Here is a 23,539-nt window from a genome sequence, read left to right on the forward strand (position 1 = left end):
GGTCCGCAGGGAATCGATCCGGGCTGTGCTGTACACCGATGCTCACCATTTCGTCCACCCCGCCAGCGATTCCACGTATTCGGTCTGGGTGTTGGTCGTGGTCGACGGCTTGAGCCGCCAGTCCCCGTCGTCCCACACCACGATCATCCGCATGGCGGCGTACAACTGCTTACCGTCGATCACCGGGCCGCGGGAGGCGAGTCGCACGATCGCCATGTCGTCGGCGTAGTCATCGATCTTGAACGCGTCGGAAGCCACGAAGTAGCGGGTCACCTTCTCCGGCTGTTGTTCCGGCAGCCGGTCGCTCGACAGCGCCGAATCGTAGGCCGCCAGCTGCGCGGTGCTGGCCCGCACCTGCGTGACGTACAGCGCGCGGTCGGCGGGCCGCGCGTTGAGCCGGTAGGTGATCTGGGCCGCGGCCAGCGCGGCGCCCTGCGGGGTCCGCGCGTAGCCGACGGCCATTCCGTTCTGGATCCTGGTCGGCCCGTCGGAGGTGGAGAACGGCACCGAGGCGCCGTAGACCCGCTGCCAGCCGTGCGGTCGGTTGGTGCCCACCGGCGCGGCGGTGAGCCAGTCCGAATCCACGGGCGTGCGCTGGGTTCCCGGCACCTGCTCGAGCGGCTGGCCCGCCGGATTGTTCGGGATGTCGACCCGGCGGCCGAGCACATCGATCTCCGGATCGGCGAAACCCGTTCCGCCTGCGGCCTGCGCGGGCGGCGGGGCGGCGTCGGTGGCCGCGTCGCCGCCGCTGGTGAAGTAGACGACCGCGCCGACGACCAGGATCAGGGCGAGCAGGGCACCCGAGGCGATCATGCCGAAGGAAGCGCGGTCGCGCGCGCCCGGCTCCTTCTCGCTCACCTCGGTGCCTCCAATGTCACGATGTCGGTGGGTAATTCGTCGATGGCGTCGACGGGTCGGTCGGTGGACAGCGGATCGGGTAACCGCAGTCGCCAGTCCCCGCCGTACCAGCTCACCGTGGTGTGGTTGACCGCCCGCGAGCGGTCCGAATACTCCGTGTACACCTCTACCCTGGACTGTTCGTCACGATATTCCGTGATTTTGTAACCCAACAATCTCGGCGCGTACTCGGGCGCGGCCGGCCCGGTGATGGACAGCTGCACCCGGTTGATCGCCCACTCGTCCCTGGCCGGGCCCGGCACCAGTTCCTGGTTGACCACCGCCGCCCACTGGTTGTCGGGCGCCACCGACAACCGGATGGTGTGGGTCAGGGCGGCCAGTCCGGCCCCGCGCGGGGAATGCTCGAAACCCGTTGCGGCGCCGCCTGTCTCGCTGGCCGGACCCTGTTCGGTGCGCGGCAGCGGGATGCCCTGGTAGTCCTGCCACCGCACCCCGGTCGGCGTGGCGGACAGGTCGGGGCCGGTCTCGCCGCCCCGGCCGCAGCCCACCGCCGCGGCCAGCAGCGCGATACCGACCGCGACCGGGCGCGTCATGGCACCACTCCTCACGCCGGCAGGAACGCCAGCGCGATGCCGGACGCGGTACTGGCCACCGCGGCGCCGATCAGGCTCATCAGCACACCGTGCGAGGCGTCGTTGACGGCCAGATCGGAACGGAACGCGATCCACAACCGGCCCGCGGACAGGATCATCCAGGCCAGGCACGACAGCAGGACGAACCAGAGCAGCCAGTTGAGCAGCTGCATCATCGGCGCCAGCACGTCGGCCGGGATCTGCTTGTAGGCGAGCACAGTGATCACGTACCGATGACCGCGTTCATGATGGTGCCCGCGCTGGTCGCCACGACGCCACCGATCATGGCGCCCGCGACCATCTTCGGCGACTCGAGGCCGCCGCCGGTCCAGCGCTCCCAGGCGAACTTGCCGCCGGCGTAGGTGATGCCGCAGATGCCCGACAGCAGCACGAACCAGGTGAGGTACCGCACCAGCTGCAGGATCTTCTCCGAGCCGGGAGGAGCTTCCGGTGTCGGATTACCCACCTGGGCCAGGACAGTGCCGTACGTGTCCTGCACGGCGAGGAGGATCATGCTCATCGGGTGCCTTTCTCCCACTGTAAAGGTGTTGTGCCACAAACACTTCGACGCCGACACACGTTTGTACACCACCGGCGGCCCGAGCGCCCGGCGGTCATGATCGACCCTCCCCCGGCGCGGACGTATCGATACTCGCACGGATGGCGGCGACCAGATCGGTACCGAGCTCGCCGATCTCGGCGGGCACCTCGTCGAGCGGATCGACCCGGCGTTTGCGCGGCGCGATCTCGTCGCCCGGTGACCACACCGGCAACGCCTCCGACTCCACCAGGGTCCATTCCTCGATCCACGGCACCTGCCAGACGTGTCCGGCCAGCGAGCCGACCACGTCCCGGTACCGCCGGATCTCCGGCGGCACCCGTCCCGGCCGCGCCGCGACCGTGATCAGGCCGAGCACCAGCGACGGGCCTGCGAGCCCGGCGTGGTGCTGGCGCAGCAGATCGTGCGCGCGGGTGAGACCGGAGATGGTCTCGCGCGCGACCAGGACGACATAGGGGGATTCGCGCTCGAACACGCCGGGCCAGCGGCCACGGGCGTCGGCAGCGGGGGCGAGCACATGCGCGAGGGTGGTGGCGCCGGAACCGCCGTGCACCCCGAGCAGCCACACCAGCGGCGCCCGGCCCACCCCGGGCACCGGACGTTCCCAGATCGGCGCGCGCAACGATTCCGGCGGCGCGACGACCCCGATACCGGCGGGCGCCGGTTCACGACGACGACGAAGATTCATAGCGGCCGTCATGATGCCACCCCGGCGAGCAACCGCCCATATGCCGCACGCGTGGTCTCGGCCAGCTCGGCGTGCCGAACCAGCTCACCGCGGGCCAGATGCGGATCGTAGGGGATCTCCACGACCTCGCGCACCCAGCCGGACAGATGCTCGCGCAAATGCTCGGCAACGCGCGAGTCGTCGTGCGAATACTGGTGCGAGACAACGATGGTGGTGTCGGCGACGACGCCGGCGCCGTCGTCGCCGTAGTGGTCGTCGAGCCATTCCAGCGTCACCCGCAGGCGGTTGGCCGCGTCGACCCTGGCCGGAATCGCCAGCACCAGCGCGATGTCGGCGTCGTCGAGCAGGGGACGCAGTTGCCGTCCGGCAATCGGGTTGCCGCCGTCGTAGACCGCGGTGTACCCCCCGGCGTCCAAAGCCCTGGCGACAGTGAGATATGTCGCGCGCCTGCGCAGCGGCGTGGCATCGCGCCAGAGCAGCCCGAACCCGGAGGTCGAGCGCGACAGGCATTCCTCGAGCGGCGCCGGTTCGTCGTCGCCGCGCCCGTAGACCCAGGACTGCAGGTTCACCGGGTGCAGGTGCTTGTCGGCCCCGCGCAGCGCGAGATCGCTGCCCGCCGCGGTGGCGTCGACCGCCACCGTCGCCGCGCCCTCGGTGACCAGCTCGGCGGCCAGCCCGAGCGCCGTGGTGGTGGTGCCCGCGCCGCCGCACCCGCCGACCACCAGGATCGGTCGGTGTCCACCGCCCGCGCGGTCGCGGTTCTTGCGCCGCAGCCGCACGACCGGCGCCGGATCACCCGCCCCCTCGCCCCACGACTCCCCCTCGGGGGCGTCGTCGAGCCATCGGCTCCAGTCGTCTGTCATCGCCTCTGCTCCTTACCCTGCCGCGATGCCCGTGATGAGCGTGCGATCGCCGACCTGCGCGGTCCGCACCGACTGCTTGGTGTACGTGGCCGGCGCCCCGGCGGGCCGGAACTCGGTCACCTCCACGGTGTACCGGTTCTCGGCGACCGTGGTGATCCGCACGCAGTGGGTGGTCCCCATCGGGATGGAATCGATGCCGCGCTGGATCACGGCGGCGGGCGAGACCGCGGCGTCGGGAGTGACGACCGACCTGGCCAGCTCGCCGGAGCGAGCGACGTAGTAGGCGTGCTGGAAGGCGAGCACGGCGTCGGGGCCGGACGCGGTGCCGCCCGCCTCGTTGCTGCGCAGCACCGTCTCGGTGCGTTCGGTGGGGCACGCGCCCGGGGTGTCGGCCGTCAGGTTGCCCGCGGTGAAGTGCAGCGGCGCCGCGTGCTTGGCGGTGTCGCGGCCGAACAGCAGGAAGAACACCCCGGTGGCGGCGAGGACGAGCACGAGCACCGATACCGCGAGCACGATCCAGGCCCGTTGAGCCCTGCGGTTGTCGCGCAGCGCGCCCGAGGGCTCGAGCACCCTGGCCTCGTCGTAGTCGTCGTCGGCGGCGTCGGGCCAGGGGAACTGGACCAGCTCGGCGTCGTAGTCGTCGTCGGGGCCCGGCGCCGGTTCGGCGACCCAGTCCGACCAGCCGCCGGTGAATTCACTGCGGCGCGCGGCCAGTTCGGCGGGCGGCGCCGGCGCCGGTTCGGGCGCCTGCTCGAATTCGCCGGGGTACGCGGGCGCGGCCGGGTGGAGCGGCTCGGCGTCCGCGAAGGCACGGGGATCGAGGGCGATCTTCTGCTCCGGCGGACCGCCCGCCACGATCTCCGGCGCCGGCTCGGGGAGCTCGGCGGCCGGTGCGGCGGACGGGGCGCGCTCGGGGCGCTGCGAATATCGGTCGGGACCGTCGTCCTCGCCCGCCGCCTCGGCGGTGGCCTGGCGCGCAGGGTCGGCTGCGTCGGTCTCGGGTTCGAGCGCCGAATACCAGCGCGACAGTTCGTTGTACGACTTCAACATTTCCCCCTTTCCGCGACGCCGGGCACAAGGATTCGCATGTCAGACCTCTCGGTGATCAGTTCACAGAGAACGGGCGGGTGGTGGGAGCGGTGGTTCCGGGTAACGCGGCAGGCGGAGTCGACGCGCCGCCGGATGAGGCGCCATCGGCTCCTGTCCCGAACGGAAATTGTCCCCCACCGGAGGGTTCGGGTGTCGTAGACGCGCCGGTCGGGGAAGTGAAGATTCCGCCACCGCGCTGGTCCGAGCCACCGAGCGGCACCGCGCCGCTGCCCGAGGTGCCCGCCGCGTCGCGGGCCAGGGCGGCGAACCAGTCGGCCACGTACCTGGTCGGGGTCGCGCCGTCGGCGCCCACGCCCATGCGGGAGTACGCGTCGTGGCGCTGGGTGGTGTCCCAATAGCGCACCCAGGTGGAGACGTCCAGGAGTTCCTGGTTGTCGGTGATGTTCTGGGTGACGGCCGTGAACGCCTCGTTGACCAGCCGCACACCGGTGGTCGGCGGCACCAGCTGCGGGACGGCGCCGGCCAGCTTGGTACCGAGCACAGTGAGCCCGACCAGCGGGTTCGACAATGTGGCCGTGGCCAATTCGGCGATGCTCGCCGGGTTGAGCACGCTCTTGACCACGGTGTGCACCGCGTTGAGCCCGATCATGCCGACCTTCAGCAGCGCCTGCAGCGCGCCGTTGACGTCGAGCGTGCTGCGCGGGTCGGCCGCGTCGGCGAGACGCTCGGAGATCGACTTCTTCGGCGAGAGCGACACATCGGCGAGCGTGCTGCCGGAGATGTCCTCGTTCACCACCGTCGTCGCGGTCTTGATGGAGGTGAAGGCCAGCGCCTGCGCGATCGAGACCAGCGAGCCGATTGGATCACCGCCGGAGAGTTTCACCTGGCTCACCAGGTTGGTCACCGCGCGCAGCAGCGGTGCGCCCTGCGGCGCGTCGCACGCGAGATCGCCTGTGGCGCAGAAGCTCGCGACCCGGCCCGTGAGCGTGCCGAAGTCGGCGGGTTGCTCGGTCTGGTTACCCAGCCCGCCGCCGGGTGCGGGCGCCTGGCGGACGGCGGCGATGTCGTCGAGGGCGTCACCGGAGGTGCCCGGCGCGGCGATCGGGGCGGTGCGGTCGGGCGCGCCGGGGAAGAGCGGGGCGTTCGCGCCACGGGTCGGGTCGGCGAACAGGGCGACCGCGGCGACCTTGTCGGCGGGCACCGCGCCCTGGTTCGCGCCGACCTCCTGGGCGAACAGCGAGGCAACGTGGGCGCCTTGCGAATAGCCGACCACACCGATCCGTGACTGCGGGCAGCGCTCGATCACCTGGGTCGCCATCGACCGCAGACGTTCGAGCCCGCCCGCGACGGATTCGCTGTAGGGCACCACCCCACCGGGGACGGCGCCGCCGAAACCCGCCTCGTAGGGCACGTAGGCGCGGTCGACCAGGCCCGGATCGGCGGCCGCGGCCAGCATCGGGCGGAACACCGTGGACAGCATGCCGGTGTCGGTACTGGTCGCCGCGTCGGGAGACGATTCTCCCGTGCCCTGAATCCCCAAGGCGTACAGTGCGGGACACGCCGAGATCGAAACGTGCGTGGACGGCGCGTCGGTCGACTTCTCGTCCGCGTGGGCGACACCTGTCGATACGGACGCGAAGGCGACGGTGGACGCGATCATCGTCCCCGCGAGCCGTGCCGAGCACCGAGCCATATCGATCCGCATCACAGTCCATTTCAGGCTGACCAGTGGAGCGTTGAAACGCACTAAACCGTAACAGATTCCGGCCTATCGAACCGCTGCCCTAACTGGCCCTTTCACTGCCCCAGCAAACCCGCTGAGAGCCAGCAACTTCCTGGCGAAGTGATGCCGCGCGATGACACGAAGCGGCCCGGGCACATTCGCTGGTGCCCGGGCCGGTGAACGTGGGTCAGGCCGCGGAGGTGACCCGGTAGACGTCGTACACGCCTTCGACATTGCGCACGACGTTGAGCAGGTGCCCCAGATGCTTGGGATCACCCATCTCGAAGGTGAACTTGCTGATCGCGACGCGGTCGCCGTGGGTGGCCACCGACGCCGAGAGGATGTTGACCTTCTCGTCGGCGAGCACCTTGGTCACGTCGGAGAGCAGGCGGGTGCGGTCGAGCGCCTCGATCTGGATGGCGACCAGGAACACCGAGGACGGCGAGGGCGCCCACTCCACCTCGATGATCCGCTCCGACTGCGCCTGCAGCGACCCGGCATTGGTGCAGTCGGTGCGGTGCACGCTCACCGCGCCGCCGCGGGTGACGAAACCCATGATCTCGTCGCCCGGCACCGGCGTGCAGCATTTGGCCAGCTTGGCCACGGTCCCCGGCGCACCGGGAATGAGCACGCCCGCGTCACCGGTGACCCGCTGCCTGGCCGGCGTGGTGGACGGCGTCGACCGCTCGGCCAGCTCGTTCTCGACGTCACCGATGCCGCCGAGCTGGGCCATGAGCCGCTGCACCACGTGATGGGCCGAGACCTGGTGTTCGCCGACGGCGGTGTAGAGCGCGGAGATGTCGGAGTAGTGCAGTTCGTGCGCGACCGCGGTCATGGCGTCGACGCTCATCAGCCGCTGCAGCGGCAGCCCGACCCGGCGCACCTCCTTGGAGATCTGCTCCTTGCCGCTTTCGAGGGCTTCCTCGCGCCGCTCCTTGGCAAACCACTGGCGAATCTTGGCCTTCGCGCGTGGCGAGACGACGAAGTTCTGCCAGTCCCGGCTCGGTCCCGCGTTCTGCGCCTTGGAGGTGAAGACCTCCACGACCTCGCCGTTCTCGAGCTGGCGTTCCAGCGCGACGAGCCGCCCGTTGACCCTGGCGCCGATGCACTTGTGCCCCACCTCGGTGTGCACCGCGTAGGCGAAGTCGACCGGCGTGGACTTCTGCGGCAGCGTGATCACATCGCCCTTGGGCGTGAACACGAAGATCTCCGGTGACTTGAGGTCGAAGCGCAGCGATTCCAGGAACTCGGCCGGGTCGGCGGCCTCCCGCTGCCAGTCGAGCAGCTGCCGCATCCAGGCCATGTCGTCGACCTCGGCGGCGTCCCCGGAGTGCTTGCCCTTGGTCTCCTTGTAGCGCCAGTGCGCCGCGATGCCGAACTCCGCGGTGCGGTGCATGTCGTGGGTGCGGATCTGCACCTCGAGCGGCTTGCCGTCCGGCCCGACGACGGTGGTGTGCAGCGACTGGTAGACGCCGTAGCGCGGCTGGGCGATGTAATCCTTGAACCGGCCCGCCATCGGCTGCCACAGCGAGTGCACGACACCGACGGCGGCGTAGCAGTCGCGGACCTCCTCGCACAGGATGCGCATGCCGACCAGGTCGTGGATGTCGTCGAAGTCCTTGCCCTTGACGATCATCTTCTGGTAGATCGACCAGTAGTGCTTGGGCCTGCCCTCGACGACGGCGTTGATCCGCGACGCGGCCAGCGTGTTGACGATCTCGGCGCGCACCTTCGCCAGGTAGGTGTCGCGCGAGGGCGCGCGGTCGGCGACCAGGCGCACGATCTCGTCGTACTTCTTGGGGTGCAGGATCGCGAACGCGAGGTCCTCGAGCTCCCATTTGACGGTGGCCATGCCGAGGCGGTGCGCCAGCGGCGCGATCACCTCGAGGGTCTCCTTGGCCTTCTTGGCCTGCTTCTCCGGCGGCAGGAAGCGCATGGTGCGCATGTTGTGCAGCCGGTCGGCGACCTTGATCACCAGCACGCGCGGATCGCGGGCCATCGCGATGATCATCTTGCGGATCGTCTCGGCCTCGGCGGCCGCGCCCAGATTGACCTTGTCGAGCTTGGTGACGCCGTCGACGAGGTGCGCGACCTCCTGCCCGAACTCCTCCTTGAGCTGGTCGAGCGAGTAGCCGGTGTCCTCGACGGTGTCGTGCAGCAGCGCCGCGACCAGCGTGGTCGTGTCCATGCCGAGCTCGGCGAGGATGTTGGCCACGGCCAGCGGGTGCGTGATGTACGGGTCGCCGGACTTGCGGAACTGCTTGGCGTGGCGCTCATCGGCGACGTCGAAGGCGCGCTGCAGCAGCGCCAGATTCGCCTTCGGGTACAGCTCGCGGTGCACGGTGGCCAGCGGTTCGAGCACCGGCTTGACCGCCGCGATGCCGCGCTGACCGGTCATCCGGCGGGCGAGGCGGGCGCGCACGCGCCGCGAGGCCGAACTCGGCACCGACGCGGTCGGGGATTGCTTGGGTGGCTCGGGGGTCGCCGGGGTGCCGTTGGTCCGCGGGGCTCCGGTGGACTCCTGCCCAACCTTCGCCTCGCCGAGTTGTCGAGTCATGCCACCGCCTCTCACGCTGCATTCGGACCACGTCGGCCGAGTGCTGCAACCGCCCGGACCACCAACTTTAGTCCCCGCACCGACCTGGTGTTCGATTCCCCGCGGTCACAAGCGTGAGACGGTCGGGACGCGACCGGAAATCGGCCGCCGACCTGCGGATCGTCAGCGTTCGTCGGCGGGCGCGGGCGGGGTGCGCAGGCTGTGCCCGTCCAGCGGTCCCGCCGCCACGCCCAGCAGATCGAGCACGGTCGGGGTGATGTCGACGAGGGTGTGCGCGCCGGTCGTGGTGCCGGGGGTGAAGTCCGCACCACGGGCGATGACGAAGTTCGCGGTCTCCTCGGGCCGCTGGCCGCCGTGTCCGCCGGTGGGCAGGTGGCCGTGGTCGGTGGTGACGAGCACGGTCCACTGTTCGTCCGGGTGCGCGGCGGCGCGCCGGTCGACGGCCGCCACGATCCGCCCGACCAGCTCGTCGGTGCGGCGGATGGCCGCGAGGTAGGCGCGCGAGGCCGCGCCGTGCCGGTGTCCGGCCAGGTCGATCTGGTCGAGGTGGGTGAACACCAGGTCGGGCCCGGTGCGGTCGATGGCGGTGACGACCTCGGTCGCGGTGGCGGCGTCGGTGCGCGACTCGTCGGTGTCGCGGGGGTCCGGCGCGGTGGTGAGGGCGAGGTCGGCGCGCCGCTCACCGCTGGCGGCGATGGTCGCGATCTGGTGCCAGGTGCCGATGGACACGGTGTGCCGGGCGGGGTCGGCGCGTTCGATCCGGGTGAAGACACTGGGATGGGCCAGGAACGGGCGCGCGTCGAAGGTGTTGTCGGTGATGCCGTGCGCGGTGTCCCACACCCCGGTGAGCACGCTCGCCCAGGAGGGCCCGGAGATCGTGAGGTGGCCGTCGATGTGCCCGCGCGAGAGCAGGCCCTGGGCGGCGAGGTGACGCAGGCGCGGGGCCTGGGTGTGAGCGGCCTTGTCGTAGAGCAGGCCGTCGATCCCGATGACGACGACCTTCGCGACCGCGCCGGGCCTGCCCGCCAGGGGCACCCCGAACGCGGCGGCGCCGACGACGGGCGCAACGGGGTCGTCGAAGGCGGTGTCGGAGCCCGCCGCCGAGCACAGCAGTGGAATGGTCAGCAGGGCGGTGGCCGCGGCCACCAGGACCTTCGCGGGGGCCGACAGCTCGCGCATGTCCTCACCATGCGCCGCGCGCGCTCGACCCGCCGGGCGCGCGCGGCCGTGTTCATCGACGTTTCATCGGCTCCGCGCGCCCCGGTCGTCCGCCTGAACGAGAGGCCAACGGCGCCTTGCGTCGCGTCGTCACGCGGCGAGTTCCTCGGCGAGCACGGCGACGGTCTCGCGGATCTGCGCCTCGGTGTGGCAGGCGGTGACGAAGAAGCGCAGTCGCGCGAGGTCCTCGGGCACCGCCGGATAGATGATCGGATTGACGTTGACGCCCCGGCGCAGCAGCGTGTTCGACAGCCGCATCGTGCGCAGCGAGTCGCCGACGATGCACGGGATGATGGGAGTGTCGGCGCTGTCGCCGGTGTCGATGCCCGCCGCCCGGGCCAGGCGCAGGAACAGTCGCGCGTTGTCGCGCAGCCGCCGCAGCGGGGTCGGGTCGGCGCGCAGTTGCCGGATCGCCGCGGCGGAGGCGGCGGCGTTCATCGGTGTCATGCCGACGCTGTAGACGAATCCCGGCGTGGTGTATTTCAGGAAGCGGATCAGCTCCGCGCTGCCCGCGACGTATCCCCCGCAGCCTGCCAGCGCCTTCGACATGGTGCCCGACCAGAGTTCGACATCGCCGCGGTCCACGCCGAAGTGCTCGCCGATGCCGCCGCCGTGCGCGCCGAGCACGCCGATGCTGTGCGCCTCGTCGATCATGAGCAGCGCCCGGTGCCGCTTCTTGATCTCGATGATCGCGGGCAGGTCGGGGATGTCGCCGTCCTGGCTGTAGACGCCCTCGATGAGGATCAGGACCCGGCGGTAGCGGGGGCGGAGTTCGTCGAGCAGCCGGTCCAGGGCAGCGTGGTCGTTGTGTGGGAACGGCCGTCGCGTGGCGCCCGAGAGCACACAGCCCTGCAGGATGCTGTCGTGCGCGAGACTGTCGTGGATCACCAGGTCGTCGGGGCCGACGAGGTGCCCGATGATGGTGACGTTGGTGGAATGGCCGCCGACCAGCGCGATGGCGTCCTCGGTGCCGAGCAGCGCCGCGAGTTCGGCCTCGAGTTCCCGATGCACCGGCTTCTCGCCGGAGAGCACCCGGCTGGCCGAGCAGGAGCTGCCGTAGCGGGCGACGGCGTCCTGCACGGCCGCGACGACGGCCGGGTGACCGGAGAGGCCGAGATAGTTGTAGCTGGAGAAGTTCAGCACCGGGACGCCGTCGATCATCGAGGTGTCGCGGGTGACGCCGTCGTTGACCAGGAAGTACGGATTGTCCAGGCCCAGCGCGGCCGCGCCGGTGAGGCGGTCCTCGATCGCCCGCACCTCCGGGAAGTCGGCGATCCGGTACTCCGGGGTGACGGCGCCGGCCTCCGGTTCGGACGGTGCGCGGCGTGTCGCGGCGATGCCGGCAGCCGGTTCGGGCACGACGTGTCCGGCGGTGGCCGGCAAGGTCGCGGAAATGCGCTGGCCCTCACCGGGTTCGCCGGCTACCTGCGCGGTGACGTACGCGACGACGTCACCCAGCGTCGTCGCGGCGCTCGGCCACGACGGGTCGATCCGCACGCCGGGAAGCTTGCGCATCAGCCCGCCGAACAGATCGGCCAGCATCATGGAGTCGAATCCGAGTGCGCCGGTGAGAGTTTCGGTGTCGCGCAGCCGCTCGACGGAATATCCGCTGACCCGTCCGCATTCCGCGCGAACGACGTCGGCGGCGGCGGGGCCGTCCAGGGCGCCGCCCGGCGCGATGTCGGTGGCAGTGGCCCCGGTCCCCCGCTGCCCCGGGGTCGCTGCGCTCCGCGCCGGGGCGACGGGAGCGGGGACGGCCGACGCCTCGGTCGTGGCGCCCGCGGCCAGGCTCGCCAGCAGCGCGTTCTGTTCGCGGAAGAGCGCGATCATCTGGTCCATGGTGGTGTCCTCGGCCGGGGTGGCGGGTGGGGTGAGGGTGGTGGGTTCGATCCAGAAGCGATGTTCGGTCGAGAAGTCGTAGCCCGGCAGCCGGCGGCGCACGCGCTGCGCGGGCTCGTAGAGGTGATCCCAGTCGGGATCGAGGCCGTCGCGGTACAGCGCGGCGACGGTCTCGGCGAGTTCGCGGCCGGTCGCGGTGGGTCCGGGGCTGGGCGCCAGGCAGCGCGGCAGCAGGTCGCGCCCGACCAGCGGGGTGAGCATGCGCCGCGGGCCGATCTCGACGAGGTGGGTGGGGTCGGTGGCGACGGCCGCGGCCAGCGCGTCACCGAAAAGGACAGTGGCGCCGACGTGTTCGACCCAGTACTCGGCGTCCATCGTCTCCTCCGCCGCGAGGCGCCTTCCCCGCACGGTCGAATAGACCGGCAGCGCGGGTGCCCGATAGTCGCATTCGGCGGCGACGACCGCGAATTCCGCCAGCATGGGCGTCATCAGCGGACTGTGGAAGGCGTGTGACACGGTCAGCGGCTTGGAGATCACCGCGCGCTCACCGAGCGCGGTCCTGATCCGGCCCAGCGCGGACGAGGCGCCGGCGAGCACCAGATCCCGCGGCCCGTTCTCGGCGGCCACGGCGATCTCGGGTTCCCCGGCGAGGAGATCGGCGACGCGATCGCGCGGCGCGCGGACCGCCAGCATCCCGCCGCCCTCGGGCAACCGCTGCATCGCGCGGCCACGGGCGACGACCAGCCGGCAGGCGTCGGCGAGGTCGAGCACACCCGCCACCACCGCGGCAGTGAACTCGCCGATGCTGTGGCCGAGCACCCAGGCGGGGCGCACGCCGGCGTCGGCGAGTGCCTGCGCCAGGGCGTATTCCATGGCGAAGACGGCCGGTTGCGCGAGTTCGGTGCGGTCGACGTGGGCGGTGTCGTCGAGCAGCAGCGCCCGTACCGAACGGCCGAGCGGGCCCGCCATCGCGGCGTCGACGGTGCGCAGCGCGCGCCGGAACGCGCCGCTGTCCGCGTCGAGGCGCCTGGCCATCCCCGCGAACTGCGAACCCTGCCCGGTGAACAGCCAACCGACCCGAACCTGCCCCGCCACACCCGTTTCCGCGCCGGCGCGCAGGCGAGCGAGCGCCGCGTCGCGGTCGGCGGCGACGATCGCGAGCCGATGACGACCGGTCGACTTGACCCGATTGCTCGTCCAGCACACCTGTGCGAACCGATCCGCCGGCATCGACCGCAGTGCTGCCGCGAAGCGAACGGCATTGCGCTCCAGACCTTTCGCGCTGTCGGCCGACAGCGTGAGCACCCCGCCGCCACCCGGCGCCGACGCCTCGTCGACCGGGGCACTGGCCAGCACGAGGTGCGCGTTGGTGCCACCGATGCCGAAGCCGCTGACCCCGGCCACCGCGGGCCCCGCCAGCGGCATCGGCTCGGCGAGCAGGCGCAGTCCGTGCCGGGCCAGCTGCAGGCGCGGATTCTCCCGGTCGGCGAATCGGGTCGGCGCGACGACGCCGTGGTGCAGGCTCAGCGCGACCTTGATGAGTCCGGCGACCCCCGCCGCGCCTTCGGTATGGCCGAGATTGCCTTTGATGGAACCGATTCCGCAGGGCCGCGCGCGGTCGCGCCCGTGCAGCGCGCCCAGAGCCTTGACCTCGATCATGTCGCCGAGGACGGTCCCGGTGCCGTGCGCCTCGAGGAAGTCCACCGCCCCGGCCTCGACGCCCGCCCGGCGCGACGCCTCGGCGATCACCTGCTGCTGGGCCCATCGGCTCGGCGCGGTGATGCCGTTGCTGCGCCCGTCGGAGTTCACGGCGCTGCCCTTGATCACCGCGTAGATCGGCAACCCTTCCGACTGAGCGTCGGCCAGGCGGCGCAGCACCAGTACCGCCACGCCCTCGCCGCGCACGATCCCGTCGGCGTCGGCGCTGAAGGGTTTGCAGCGCGCGTCGGGCGCCGAGAGTCCGGCCTGGGTGTAGAACACCCCGACCGCGGGCGTGAGCACGAGGTTCACGCCACCGGCGAGTGCCTGCTCACACTCGCCGGAAGCCAGTGCGGCACAGGCGAGATGGACCGCGACCAGCGACGACGAGCAGGCCGTATCGACCGCCAGGCTCGGTCCGCGCAGATCCAGCTGATAAGACAGCCGGTTGGCCGTCATGAAGTAGCCGTTGCCCGAGCCGTGCTGCGGGGTGATCGCCGCGTAGTCCGACATCCGCAGGTTGGCCCATTCGTTGGCCATCACGCCGATGTACACGCCGGTGCGCGAACCGGATTGGGCCCGGGGATCGAGGGTGGCGTCCTCGAACGCGCGCCAGCTCGCCTGCAGCAACAGCCGCTGCTGCGGGTCCATCGTCTCGGCCTCGTGCGGGGTGATGCCGAAGAACTCGTGGTCGAAGGCGTCGGCGTCGGCGATGAATCCGCCGCGGTGGGTGTTGATGGTGCCCGGCCCACCCGCCGGATCGTGGAAGTCCTCGGCGTGCCAGCGGTTCGCCGGGACCGTCGAGATCGCGTCGCGGCCGTCGAGCAGCAACTGCCACAGCGCCGCGGGATCGGCCGCCTGGGGAAAGCGGCAGTCCATGCCGACGATCGCGATGTCGGTCATGCCGCGACCGCGAACTCGTCGGCGAGGAAGCCGGCGATCGCGACGATGGTCGGGTAGTCGAAGACCAGCGTCGGGTCGATCTCCACGTACCAGCGGTCCTCGATCTCGCCGCACAGGGACACCGCCGAGACGGAGTCCATGCCGAGTTCGGCCAGCGGCACGGACGGATCCACCTGGTGCGTGGCGCGGTCGGTGTAGTCGGCGACACGCTCCACGAGCCAGTCCTGGATGGTCGACGGGGGGTGTGCGGTGGTGCGGAACATGCTGGGCTCCTGGATGATTCGAGGCGATCAGACGGTCAGCGCGCGGTCGAGCGCCGGTTCGAGGTCCTCGTGCAGCACCCGTTCGAGGCCGTGCGCGAGGAAGGCCGCGCGCATCGAGCCGCGCTGAACCTTGCCGCTGGTGGTGCGATGCACCGCGCGAGCCGAGCGGGCGGCGAGGAGCACGACGTTCGGTGCGGGAACGTCGAATCCGCGGGCCACCGCGCGCTTGATGGTCGCGCTCAGGTCGGCGAGGGTGCTGTCGCCGAGCAGTTCCGGGCGCGCGCCCTGCATCACGACCAGGCGCTCGCGGCCGCGCACGTCGACCGAGACCACCGCGCCCGCGTTGCCCGCGAGGGCGGGGTGCAGATCCTGGACGAGTTCCTCGACATCGGCGGGATGGATGTTGCGGCCGTTGACGATCAGCAGGTCCTTGAGCCTGCCCGCGACGAACAGCTCGCCGCCGCGCAGCAGGCCGAGATCACCGGTCCGCAGGTACGGCCCGTCAGCACCGAGGTGGGCGTCGAAGACCGCGCGGGTCTCGGCAGGCCGGTTCCAATACCCGGCGGCGACGCTGTCCCCGCGCACCCAGATCTCGCCGGTCGCGCCGTCCGGAAGTTCGGCGCCGGTCGCGGGATCGACGATCCGGATCTCGATGCCGTCGGCCGCGTGACCGCAGCTGACCAACGGCGCGTCGCCCGCCCGGTCGTAGTACGCCGGGGTCGACCCGATCCGCGTGGAAGCGGCCAGCAGGGTCACCTCGGCCAGGCCGTAGGCGGGCAGGAACGCGGTGGGCCGCAGCCCGGCGGGCGCGAACCGCGCGAGGACGGCCTCGATCGTGCGAGCCCGCACCGGCTCGGCGCCGCTCAGCGCGGCTTCCAGGCTGCTCAGGTCGAGCGCGGCGAGTTGCTCGTCGTCGACCCGGCGCAGGATCAGGTCGTAGGCGAAGTCGGGGGCGGCGGTGTAGGTCGCGCGGTAACGGTCGATGGCCTGCAGCCAGCGCACCGGGCGCTTGATGAACGTCGTCGGCGCCATGAACACCAGGTTCGCGCCCGCGTAGGCGGCGCCCAGCAGCATGCCGATCAGGCCCATGTCGTGGAACTGCGGAATCCAGCTGACGCCCGTCGAGTCGGCGGTGATCCCCCGCGCGGCGATCGCCGCCTCGTTGTGCAGCAGATTGCGGTGCGTGACGACGACGCCCTTGGGCGTCCCGGTGGACCCCGAGGTGTACTGCAGGAACGCGATCGTGCCCGGGTCCAGGTCGGGCAGCCGCCAGGCGTCGGCGTCGCCGAGCGGCTGGTCGGTCGCGACCACGGTCGCGGTGGTGGCGGTCTCGACGAGTGCGGCGAAGTCGGCGGTGGTGAGCACGAGCTCGGCGCCGGAGTCGGCGACGATGCCACGCACCCGGTGCGCGGCCCGCTCCTCGTGCGGCAGCGGCGCGGGAACCGCGACGACGCCGGCGTAGAGGCAACCGAGGAAAGCGCGCAGGAAGGCCATGCCGTCCAGGTAGAGCAGCACGACCGGGCGCGTGGCCTCGGGGCGCTGCGACAACCACTGGGCGAACGCGCGGGCGTCGCGGTCGAGCGCGCGGTAGGTGACGGCGTCCTCGACCAGCTCGCGGCCGGATTCCCGCAGGTAGACGTAGCGGCGATCGTCCCCGTAGCGCTCGAACTGCTGCCGGACGTGGTGTACGTAGCTGGCCTGCATGGCGTCCTTCCGCGGCGGGTTCTTCGGGGCTGGCTATTACTCTGCGCGCCCCCGCGGCGGCCCGGAAGTGCCCTCAGGGCCGGGCTGTCGAACCCTCAGGGTGGGTCCGCCCACCCCCTGTGGTGGACCGGCAATCGCGTTGACAGCCGCGGGCCGCTGTGGCCTCCTTGGCGGGTGGGGACCACCGCTTCGCTCCGTCTCGCCGCCACCGCCGATCTGCACCTGCGACCCGCCGTCGCCGGAAAGTTCCGGCCCGGCTTCCTCGACCTCGACCGGCACGCCGACCTGCTGCTGCTCGCCGGCGATCTCACCGAGGGCGGCACCGTGGCCAACACCGAGCTGCTGTGCGCCGAACTCGCCGATCTCCCCGTTCCGGTGGTCGCCGTCCTCGGCAATCACGACCACGACGAGAACCGCGGCGAGTTCATCACGCGACGCCTTACCGACACCGGAGTCGTTGTCCTCGACGGTGATTCGACGGTCCTGACGCTGTGCGGGCACCGGATCGGGATCGCCGGTGTGATGGGCGGCTCGGGCGGATTCCCTGGGCATCCCGGCGATCCGGAGCGGGGGTCGGCCGAGCATCGGGCCCGGATGCGCCGGGGTCCGGTGGACGCGCGGCGTCTGCGGCAGGCGCTGGACGGCCTGGACTGCGCCACCCGGGTCGCACTGACCCATTTCGCCCCCGTGGTCGAGACACTCGCGGGTGAGCGCGAGTCCATCTATCCCGGATTGGGCTGTCATGCCCTGGGCGAGGCGATCGACGCCGGCCGCGCCACCCTCGCCCTGCACGGCCACGCGCACGCGGGCAGCGAGTGCGGACGCACCGAGGGCGGTGTCCCCGTCCGCAATGTCTCCTACCCGGTACTGCGCCGCACCTACGCGGTCTACGACCTCGCGGTGGACGCACGTCGTGTCAGGCCGCCGAGTCCGTGAAGGCCCAGACGACCGCGGGCCTGCCGGTGGCCTTCACCCGTCGCCGTTCGCCGGTGCGCTCGAGTCCCGGGATCGCCGCGAGCGTCCGGTTGAGGTTGGCCGGATCGGGGCGGGCGCCGTGCAGCGAGGTACTCAGGTCGACCGCGCGGGTGGCGGGGAATTCGGCGCCGGCCAGGGCGCGCGTCAGGTTCTGGTCCTTCCACAGCAGCGCGGCGAGCAGGCCGCGGCTGGTGTCGACGATGCGGTTGTGGTCGAAGGCCAGCGGGGGCACCGCGTCGAACTCGACCCAGTCGGCCGGGCCCTCGTGTTCGGCGACCACGGCCCACATCGCGATGGACAGCGTCGGGCCGCGCGGATCGCGGTGCGGCTCGTCGAAGGTGACGAGCTGACCGACCGCGCCGATCGCCTCGACCGGCACACCGAGTTTGGTGTGCACGGCCCGCCGCGCGGCGTCGGCCAGCCGTTCGCCCCGGCCGAGCAGCACGCCGGGCAGGGCGAGTTCACCGGTGAACGGCTCGAACTCGCGGGCGGCGATCCCGATGCGCACCGCGCTGTCGGCCTCCCAGCACCGCAACGTGACGACATCGATCGATACGACGGATTGCTCCACGTCGTGCCATCCTGCCGGATGCGCGCGCCGAATGGGAACCTCCCATCCCATGGGTCCGCCGCGCGGATCTCCTCCGGCACACGGTGTCGGGCACGCGACCGCGTTCACGCCGTGCGCGCGCCCGCGGCCACCGGGGCAGGGCCGAGTACCGGCCCGCGCGGCACACGATCCCGGCGTTCCGGTCCGTGACCGGTGAGGACGACCGGCGCGCCGAGCCGGCGGGCGAGCCAGTCCGCCGGATCACCGTCGACGGGTTCGAGCACCGGGGTCGCCGCCGACAGCAGGCCGGTGAGGCGTTCCTGGTGCTCGAGATCACGCCACCGGCCCGGGACGAGTTCGGTGATCCTTCCCGCTCGCGTCTCGTATGCCGCTGCCGCACAGTCGTTTCCGCTCACGTCGAGATGATTCACCACCAACCCGTCGATCCCGCCGCACACCTCGACGGCGTAGCGCAACAGGATCGGATCGAGGTGCCCCTGCCGGAACGCGCCCTGGTAGGGCCCGGCGCCGTTGTGCGGTTCCGGAATGCCCAGCGGCGCTTCGGTCGGCAGCGGACCGGCGCCGTGCCGGGTCATGTAGGTGCGGGTGACACCGAGAACCCGTGCGGTACCGCCGATTCCGGCGATCATGGCGCGGGCGTTGCGGGGTTCCACCGTCGACCAGGTCGTGTGCGGGTGCAGCCCACGCCACTCGTCGAGCAGCACGCCCTGCGCGCCCTCGAAGACGAGCCTGCCCCGCGCCGCCGCCCGCGCGAGCGCACCGCCCTCGGTGATCCGCACCGCCCGGGCGAAGTCGCGGTACATCCGCACCAGCTCCTCGATCGGTTCGTAGTGGTGCGCGCTCGGCCCGATCAGCGCCTCGTAGTGCGCGGCCAGCCGGTCCAGCTTGGCCCGCAGGACGGCGGGCGTGCGGCAGTCGGCGACCGTCGGCGCCTCGTGCGCCAGGGCGTACCACGCGGTTTCGCCGATGCCACGGCCGCAGGAACCGTGCCGCGAGGAACCCCTCGCGTCCTCGCGGGCACGGTTGGCCGCGATGTGGATCGGCGTGGTCAGCAGGGCCCGCCCGTCGACGGTGAGCAGCCCCAGCGGATCGCGCACGCCGAGCGCCGCGAGCCGCTCGGACTCCGCGGCCAGCGACATCGGCTCCACCAGCATGTGCCGCGACAGCAGCGTCGGCACGCTGTGGAAGGTGCCCGCACCGAACTGGGCGAAGGTGTGGTGCCGGCCGTCGGCGACGACATTGTGCGCGGCCTGCGCGCCGCCGTTGAACCGCACGACCGCCGCCACCCCGAGATCGGCCTCGGGAGCGCACAGCCAGTCGACCGTCGCGCCCTTGCCCGCGTCACCGAAGCCGAGGTCGACGACGACCAGGTGCTCCCTGTCGAACATGGCTGTGCTCCTTCGCTTCTCATCGATCACTTGCCGGGCGGCAGCGCGCGGACGCTGCTGACCGGCTTCGCCCCGAGCGCGCGGCCCACCGCGTCCGCCTCGTCGACCGAGCCGACATCGCGCAGATCGGCCAGGCCGGTGTCGACGTCGACGCGGTCCTCGCCCAGCCCGATGGTCAGCGCGATCAGTTCGCAGACCGCGCCGGGGTCGTCGAGCTTCAGGAAGTTCTGGCCCAGCAGGCCCGCCCAGTGCTCGGCGATCTCCGGATCGCGGTAGTACGCAGACTGATTCGGCAGGATGTAGTAGACGTGCCAGCGTTCGGCCAGCTCCCGGTAGATCGACTCGACCGACACATCGCGGCGCACGTGATCGCCGATGACCGACCTGATGTGCCGGGCGGCCAGGCGCGGCTTGTTCAGCTCGTCGCCGATCACGAACAGATAGCCGCGCTTGCCCCGCTTCTCCCACGCGTCGGTCGCGACGTGCTGGGCCATGAAATAGGCTGCCAGCTCGTAGCTTTCGGACTTCTGCCCGCCTCCGCCGCCCTCGAGCAGGATCGAGCGCAGCTGCTCGTCCATCCGGTTGTCCGATTCGAACTGCCCCACCTGCAGTGGCACCCGGTCGGTGTCGGCGTCGCCGATCGCGCCGAACAGCACCTGCGGATCCTGCGCGTAGCCTTTGCTTTTCAGCAGCCCGTGCAGCTTCCCGAGCTTGTCCTGCATGATCCGCGGCACCCGCCCCATCGACCCGGTGACGTCGAACAGCACCGCCACCGGCAGCGAGTTCCCGTGCTCCGCCGAATCCCGGCACTCGCGAACCCCCACCCCGAACGGATCCAGCGCCGGATGCGCACACCAGGTGTCATACGCCCGCTCCCGCATCCGCGCGGTATACCCGAAGTCGTCCTCCCCCGCCCGCGCCCGAAACGTCTTCCCCGCCCGATACGCCCTGTCATCCCAATTCCCGTACCCCACCAGAATCACTCCCTCTCAACTCGTCGTACTTTTAGTCTATTCAACCAAAACAACGAACGTCAAGAGCGCGAGGCGAGGCCAAATCAGTTCTGACAGTCCTCGACGCCCGCGGCATCGCCGTACCCACCGAGGTCCGCGACTGCGGGGTTTGGCAGCATGTTCCTGCATCGCATCCTGAGCTGCGACGACCTCGATCAACTCCAGAAGTGGCTCCGCCTGGCACTCGAAGTCAACCGGGCCACCGACCTCCTGGACTGACCTCACTCCGCGTCCCGAGACAGCGCCTCGGGTAGGGGTGTCAGGTATCCACCGACGAGGGAGGCGCCGGGGCCGGGGCGGCCGCCGGGGCCGGGGTGCCAGGTGACGTTGGCGGCGGTGAGGGGGCCGGCACAGTGGCGGCAGACGACGACACCCTCCGTGGTGTGGCCGCAGTCGCGGTGGACGACGGTGACGGGTGGGCCGTCCGGGGTGGCGAGCCAGCGATCCCCCCAGGCCACGAGCATGGCCAGGACAGGGTAGAGGTCACGGCCGCGTTCGGTGAGCACGTACTCGGTGCGGGTCGGGTTGTCCTGATAGACGCGGGTTTCCACGATGTCATGCTCGCGCAGCGTACGAAGCCGGTCCGCCAGGACGTTCGAGGCAATGCCGAGATCACGGCGCAGGTCCTCGAAGCGGGTGATGCCCACGAACAGGTCGCGCAGGATCAGCGGGGTCCACCGCTCCCCCACGATGCCCACCGTGCGGGCGATCGAGCACGCGATATCCGCGAGTTCCACCTTGGCCATACCCGACATCGTAGTCCATTGCTTTTTGCAAGCTAGCTGTTTACGGTCGTGGGGACGGCTGTACTCGAGGGAGAGGACCTGATGCGCCCATGACCGAGGACCCTGCGGGCGAGTACGTCGCCCGGTTTCGACGGGCCACCGTCGACAACGACATTCCGGCGATGCTCGACACCATGACCGAGGACGCCGAGCTCGTCTCGCCGATCTCGGGCCGCATGGTGTTTCGCGGACGCGCCGACCTCACTCCGCTGCTGACGATCATCTACCGCACACTGCGCGACCTGCGCTGGGCCGATACCGTCGGCACCGGCGACACGCGAGTCCTGTTGGGCGAGGCCCGGTTCGGACCCTTCCCGCTGACGGAGGCGCTGGTGCTCGAGCTCGCGCCGGACGGGCGCATCCGACGGCTGCGCCCACACCTGCGCCCCCTGGGCGCGATCCTCGCCTTCACCCTGTGGCTCGGACCCGCCATGGCCAGGCACCCGGCGGTCGTGCGCCGCGCCGCCGGGTTCTAGGAGCCCGCCTCGACCAGGCCGTCCGGGGTGAGCTCGAGGGTGCGGGTGATCCCGATGTCGTCGAGGAAACGCTGATCGTGGCTCACCACGATCAACGCGCCCTCGAAGCCTGCCAGCGCCTGGGTGAGATGGGTGAGGCTGGGCAGATCGAGATTGTTGGTCGGCTCGTCGAGCATCAGCAGGCGCGGCGCGGGTTCGGCCAGCAGCAGCGTGGCCAGCGCCGCCCGCAGCCGCTCACCGCCCGAGAGGGCCGCGGCCGCGACGTCGGCATCGGCGCCGCGGAACAGGAAGCGCGCCAACTGTCCCCTGATCCGTTCCGGGGACGCGTGCGGCGCCGCGTCGGCGACATTGTCGAAGACACTGCGCTGTTCGTCGAACACGTCGAGGCGCTGCGGCAGCAACCGCCACGGGACCTTGGGCCCCTCCTCGACGATCCGGCGCAGCAGAGTGGTCTTGCCCGCGCCGTTGCGTCCGGTGAGCGCGATCCGTTCCGGTCCGCTCACCCGCAGATCCACCACCGGCCCGTTGGCCAGCCGGACCCGCTCGAGCGTCACGACGTCCTGGCCCGGATACAGCCTGGTGTCGGGCAGGTCGATGCGGATCTCACGGTCCGCGCGCACCGATTCCGCGGCCTGGTCGAGGGTTTCGCGCGCGCTCTCGAGCTTCTCGATGTGGCTGGTGCGCAGTTTGCCCGCCGACACCTCGGCCGCGTTCTTGCGCAACCCGGCCACGATCTTGGGCACCCGCTTGGACTCCTGCGCCTTCTGCGCGAACCGCTGCCTGCGATCCAGTTTCGTGCGCGCCTCGACCAACTCGCGGGCCTGCTTGCGGACGTCGCTGCGGGCATCGCGCACCGCTGCCCGCGCCGCCTCCTGTTCCTGTTCGACAATCCGTTCGTAGGCGCTGAAATTGCCGCCGAAGGACCGGATCTCGCCGGACCGCAGCTCGGCGATGCCGTCCATCCGGTCCAGCAGTTCCCGGTCGTGGCTGACCACGATCACGGTGCCGCCGAACTGGCGGATCACGTCGTAGAGGCGGGTGCGCGCGACCACGTCGAGGTTGTTGGTGGGTTCATCGAGCAGCAGCACGTCGGGTTCGCGCAGCAGTTCCGCGACGAGTCCGAGCAGCACGGTCTCGCCGCCGGAGAGCGTGTCGAGGGTGCGGTCGAGGTCGGCGACCGATCCGGCGACGTAGTCGAGGCCGAGCTTGCCCAGCAGCGCGATCGCCTCGTCCTCGATCTGCCACTGCACCCCGACGGTGTCGAAGTCCTCCGGTTCGCCCGCACCGCGCTCGATGCGCTGGATCGCGGCCCTGACCTCGGCGATGCCGAGCACGGTCTCGACCCGCTGCCCGGTCCGCATGCCGAGGTCCTGGCGCAGGTAGCCGAGGCGTCCCGGCACGGTGATCGACCCGCGCAGCGGGCGCAGTTCCCCGGCGATCAGCCGCATCAGGGTGGATTTGCCCGCCCCGTTGCTGCCGACGAGCCCGATCTGGCCCGGCCCGAGGACGGCGTCGAGGCCGTCGAAGACGACGGTGCCGTCCGGCCAATGAAAAGTGAGATCGGAAAAAGAGAGAGTTGCCATGCGGATCCCCTGGAGGTGCGACGGATACACGGTGCGCGTAATGCGGACCGTCCGGAAGCGCTACCTCAAGAAATCAACGCACGACTCCGATCGCCGGGAACAAGACCCATCATTTCTAACATCAGCCGCCACGCGATGCCAAGGTCTTTTCCGCCACAGCGGCCCGGCTACTCCGCGCCGGGCCGCTCCGCTG

The 23,539-nt window shown here is 71.0% G+C and carries 20 protein-coding genes; 2 read left to right on the forward strand and 18 right to left on the reverse strand.

Annotated elements, in window-relative coordinates; genetic code table 11:
* Nucleotides 1-42: 42 nt before the first annotated feature.
* From DFR69_RS01615 to DFR69_RS01675, 13 genes are all read right to left on the reverse strand, one after another.
* Nucleotides 43-858 carry a DUF8175 domain-containg protein gene (locus tag DFR69_RS01615; RefSeq protein ID WP_110035601.1) on the reverse strand — a complete coding sequence of 272 codons (816 nt, stop codon included), beginning with the start codon at nucleotides 856-858 and terminating at the stop codon, nucleotides 43-45.
* Nucleotides 855-1,451, reverse strand: coding sequence for a DUF8175 domain-containg protein (locus DFR69_RS01620; RefSeq protein WP_110035602.1), 597 nt, complete (start codon nucleotides 1,449-1,451; stop codon nucleotides 855-857). The genes DFR69_RS01615 and DFR69_RS01620 overlap by 4 nt, the downstream gene beginning before the upstream one ends.
* 11 nt (nucleotides 1,452-1,462) lie before the next feature.
* The gene (locus DFR69_RS01625) at nucleotides 1,463-1,717 is read right to left on the reverse strand and encodes a hypothetical protein (RefSeq protein ID WP_110035603.1); all 255 of its coding nucleotides are present in this window, start codon (nucleotides 1,715-1,717) and stop codon (nucleotides 1,463-1,465) included.
* The gene (locus DFR69_RS01630) at nucleotides 1,714-2,010 is read right to left on the reverse strand and encodes a hypothetical protein (protein ID WP_022566424.1); all 297 of its coding nucleotides are present in this window, start codon (nucleotides 2,008-2,010) and stop codon (nucleotides 1,714-1,716) included. Before DFR69_RS01630 ends, DFR69_RS01625 begins: the two co-directional genes overlap by 4 nt.
* 94 nt (nucleotides 2,011-2,104) lie before the next feature.
* Nucleotides 2,105-2,749, reverse strand: coding sequence for a hypothetical protein (locus DFR69_RS01635; RefSeq protein ID WP_110035604.1), 645 nt, complete (start codon nucleotides 2,747-2,749; stop codon nucleotides 2,105-2,107).
* Nucleotides 2,746-3,600, reverse strand: a complete 855-nt coding sequence (locus DFR69_RS01640; protein ID WP_110035605.1) for a MinD/ParA family ATP-binding protein — start codon at nucleotides 3,598-3,600, stop codon at nucleotides 2,746-2,748. Before DFR69_RS01640 ends, DFR69_RS01635 begins: the two co-directional genes overlap by 4 nt.
* 12 nt (nucleotides 3,601-3,612) lie before the next feature.
* Nucleotides 3,613-4,650, reverse strand: coding sequence for a DUF8176 domain-containing protein (locus tag DFR69_RS01645; RefSeq protein WP_110035606.1), 1,038 nt, complete (start codon nucleotides 4,648-4,650; stop codon nucleotides 3,613-3,615).
* 55 nt (nucleotides 4,651-4,705) lie between these two features.
* A complete protein-coding gene (locus DFR69_RS01650) occupies nucleotides 4,706-6,355 on the reverse strand; it encodes a cutinase family protein (protein ID WP_244198031.1) in 1,650 nt (549 codons plus the stop codon).
* Nucleotides 6,356-6,560: 205 nt separating this feature from the next.
* Entirely contained in the window at nucleotides 6,561-8,930 is a 2,370-nt protein-coding gene (locus DFR69_RS01655; RefSeq protein ID WP_110035608.1) for a RelA/SpoT family protein, read from the reverse strand.
* Between the two features lie 162 nt (nucleotides 8,931-9,092).
* Nucleotides 9,093-10,109: an alkaline phosphatase family protein gene (locus DFR69_RS01660; protein WP_110035609.1), complete on the reverse strand. Its 1,017-nt coding sequence runs from the start codon at nucleotides 10,107-10,109 to the stop codon at nucleotides 9,093-9,095.
* Between the two features lie 129 nt (nucleotides 10,110-10,238).
* On the reverse strand, nucleotides 10,239-14,588 hold the full coding sequence (locus tag DFR69_RS01665; RefSeq protein WP_110035610.1) for a type I polyketide synthase: 4,350 nt from the start codon (nucleotides 14,586-14,588) through the stop codon (nucleotides 10,239-10,241).
* Nucleotides 14,585-14,851, reverse strand: coding sequence for an acyl carrier protein (locus DFR69_RS01670; protein WP_110035611.1), 267 nt, complete (start codon nucleotides 14,849-14,851; stop codon nucleotides 14,585-14,587). The genes DFR69_RS01665 and DFR69_RS01670 overlap by 4 nt, the downstream gene beginning before the upstream one ends.
* A gap of 27 nt (nucleotides 14,852-14,878) precedes the next feature.
* Entirely contained in the window at nucleotides 14,879-16,555 is a 1,677-nt protein-coding gene (locus DFR69_RS01675; RefSeq protein ID WP_110035612.1) for a fatty acyl-AMP ligase, read from the reverse strand.
* 174 nt (nucleotides 16,556-16,729) lie between these two features.
* On the opposite strand from DFR69_RS01675, the gene DFR69_RS01680 reads away from it, so the two are divergent.
* Nucleotides 16,730-17,491 (forward strand): metallophosphoesterase family protein, encoded by a 762-nt coding sequence (locus tag DFR69_RS01680; protein WP_110035613.1) that lies wholly within the window; start codon nucleotides 16,730-16,732, stop codon nucleotides 17,489-17,491.
* On the opposite strand, the gene DFR69_RS01685 is transcribed toward DFR69_RS01680, so the two are convergent.
* The 4 genes from DFR69_RS01685 to DFR69_RS01700 form a co-directional block, all read right to left on the reverse strand.
* A complete protein-coding gene (locus tag DFR69_RS01685) occupies nucleotides 17,472-18,101 on the reverse strand; it encodes an NUDIX hydrolase (RefSeq protein ID WP_110035614.1) in 630 nt (209 codons plus the stop codon). The genes DFR69_RS01680 and DFR69_RS01685 overlap by 20 nt on opposite strands.
* A 104-nt stretch (nucleotides 18,102-18,205) precedes the next feature.
* Nucleotides 18,206-19,489 (reverse strand): adenylosuccinate synthetase, encoded by a 1,284-nt coding sequence (locus DFR69_RS01690; RefSeq protein WP_110035615.1) that lies wholly within the window; start codon nucleotides 19,487-19,489, stop codon nucleotides 18,206-18,208.
* Nucleotides 19,490-19,515: 26 nt separating this feature from the next.
* Nucleotides 19,516-20,463 carry a hypothetical protein gene (locus DFR69_RS01695; protein WP_110036073.1) on the reverse strand — a complete coding sequence of 316 codons (948 nt, stop codon included), beginning with the start codon at nucleotides 20,461-20,463 and terminating at the stop codon, nucleotides 19,516-19,518.
* 260 nt (nucleotides 20,464-20,723) lie between these two features.
* Nucleotides 20,724-21,248: a winged helix-turn-helix transcriptional regulator gene (locus tag DFR69_RS01700; protein ID WP_167456124.1), complete on the reverse strand. Its 525-nt coding sequence runs from the start codon at nucleotides 21,246-21,248 to the stop codon at nucleotides 20,724-20,726.
* Nucleotides 21,249-21,337: 89 nt separating this feature from the next.
* Here DFR69_RS01700 and DFR69_RS01705 point away from each other — a divergent pair, with 89 nt between their 5' ends.
* Nucleotides 21,338-21,763, forward strand: a complete 426-nt coding sequence (locus tag DFR69_RS01705; protein WP_244198032.1) for a nuclear transport factor 2 family protein — start codon at nucleotides 21,338-21,340, stop codon at nucleotides 21,761-21,763.
* Here DFR69_RS01705 and DFR69_RS01710 read toward each other — a convergent pair.
* Nucleotides 21,760-23,346, reverse strand: coding sequence for an ABC-F family ATP-binding cassette domain-containing protein (locus DFR69_RS01710; RefSeq protein WP_186817445.1), 1,587 nt, complete (start codon nucleotides 23,344-23,346; stop codon nucleotides 21,760-21,762). The two genes, DFR69_RS01705 and DFR69_RS01710, sit on opposite strands and share 4 nt — an antisense overlap.
* Nucleotides 23,347-23,539: the final 193 nt, after the last annotated feature.

Origin of the sequence: Nocardia neocaledoniensis (assembly GCF_003182135.1) — a bacterium.
Classification (GTDB): Bacteria; Actinomycetota; Actinomycetes; order Mycobacteriales; family Mycobacteriaceae; genus Nocardia; species Nocardia neocaledoniensis.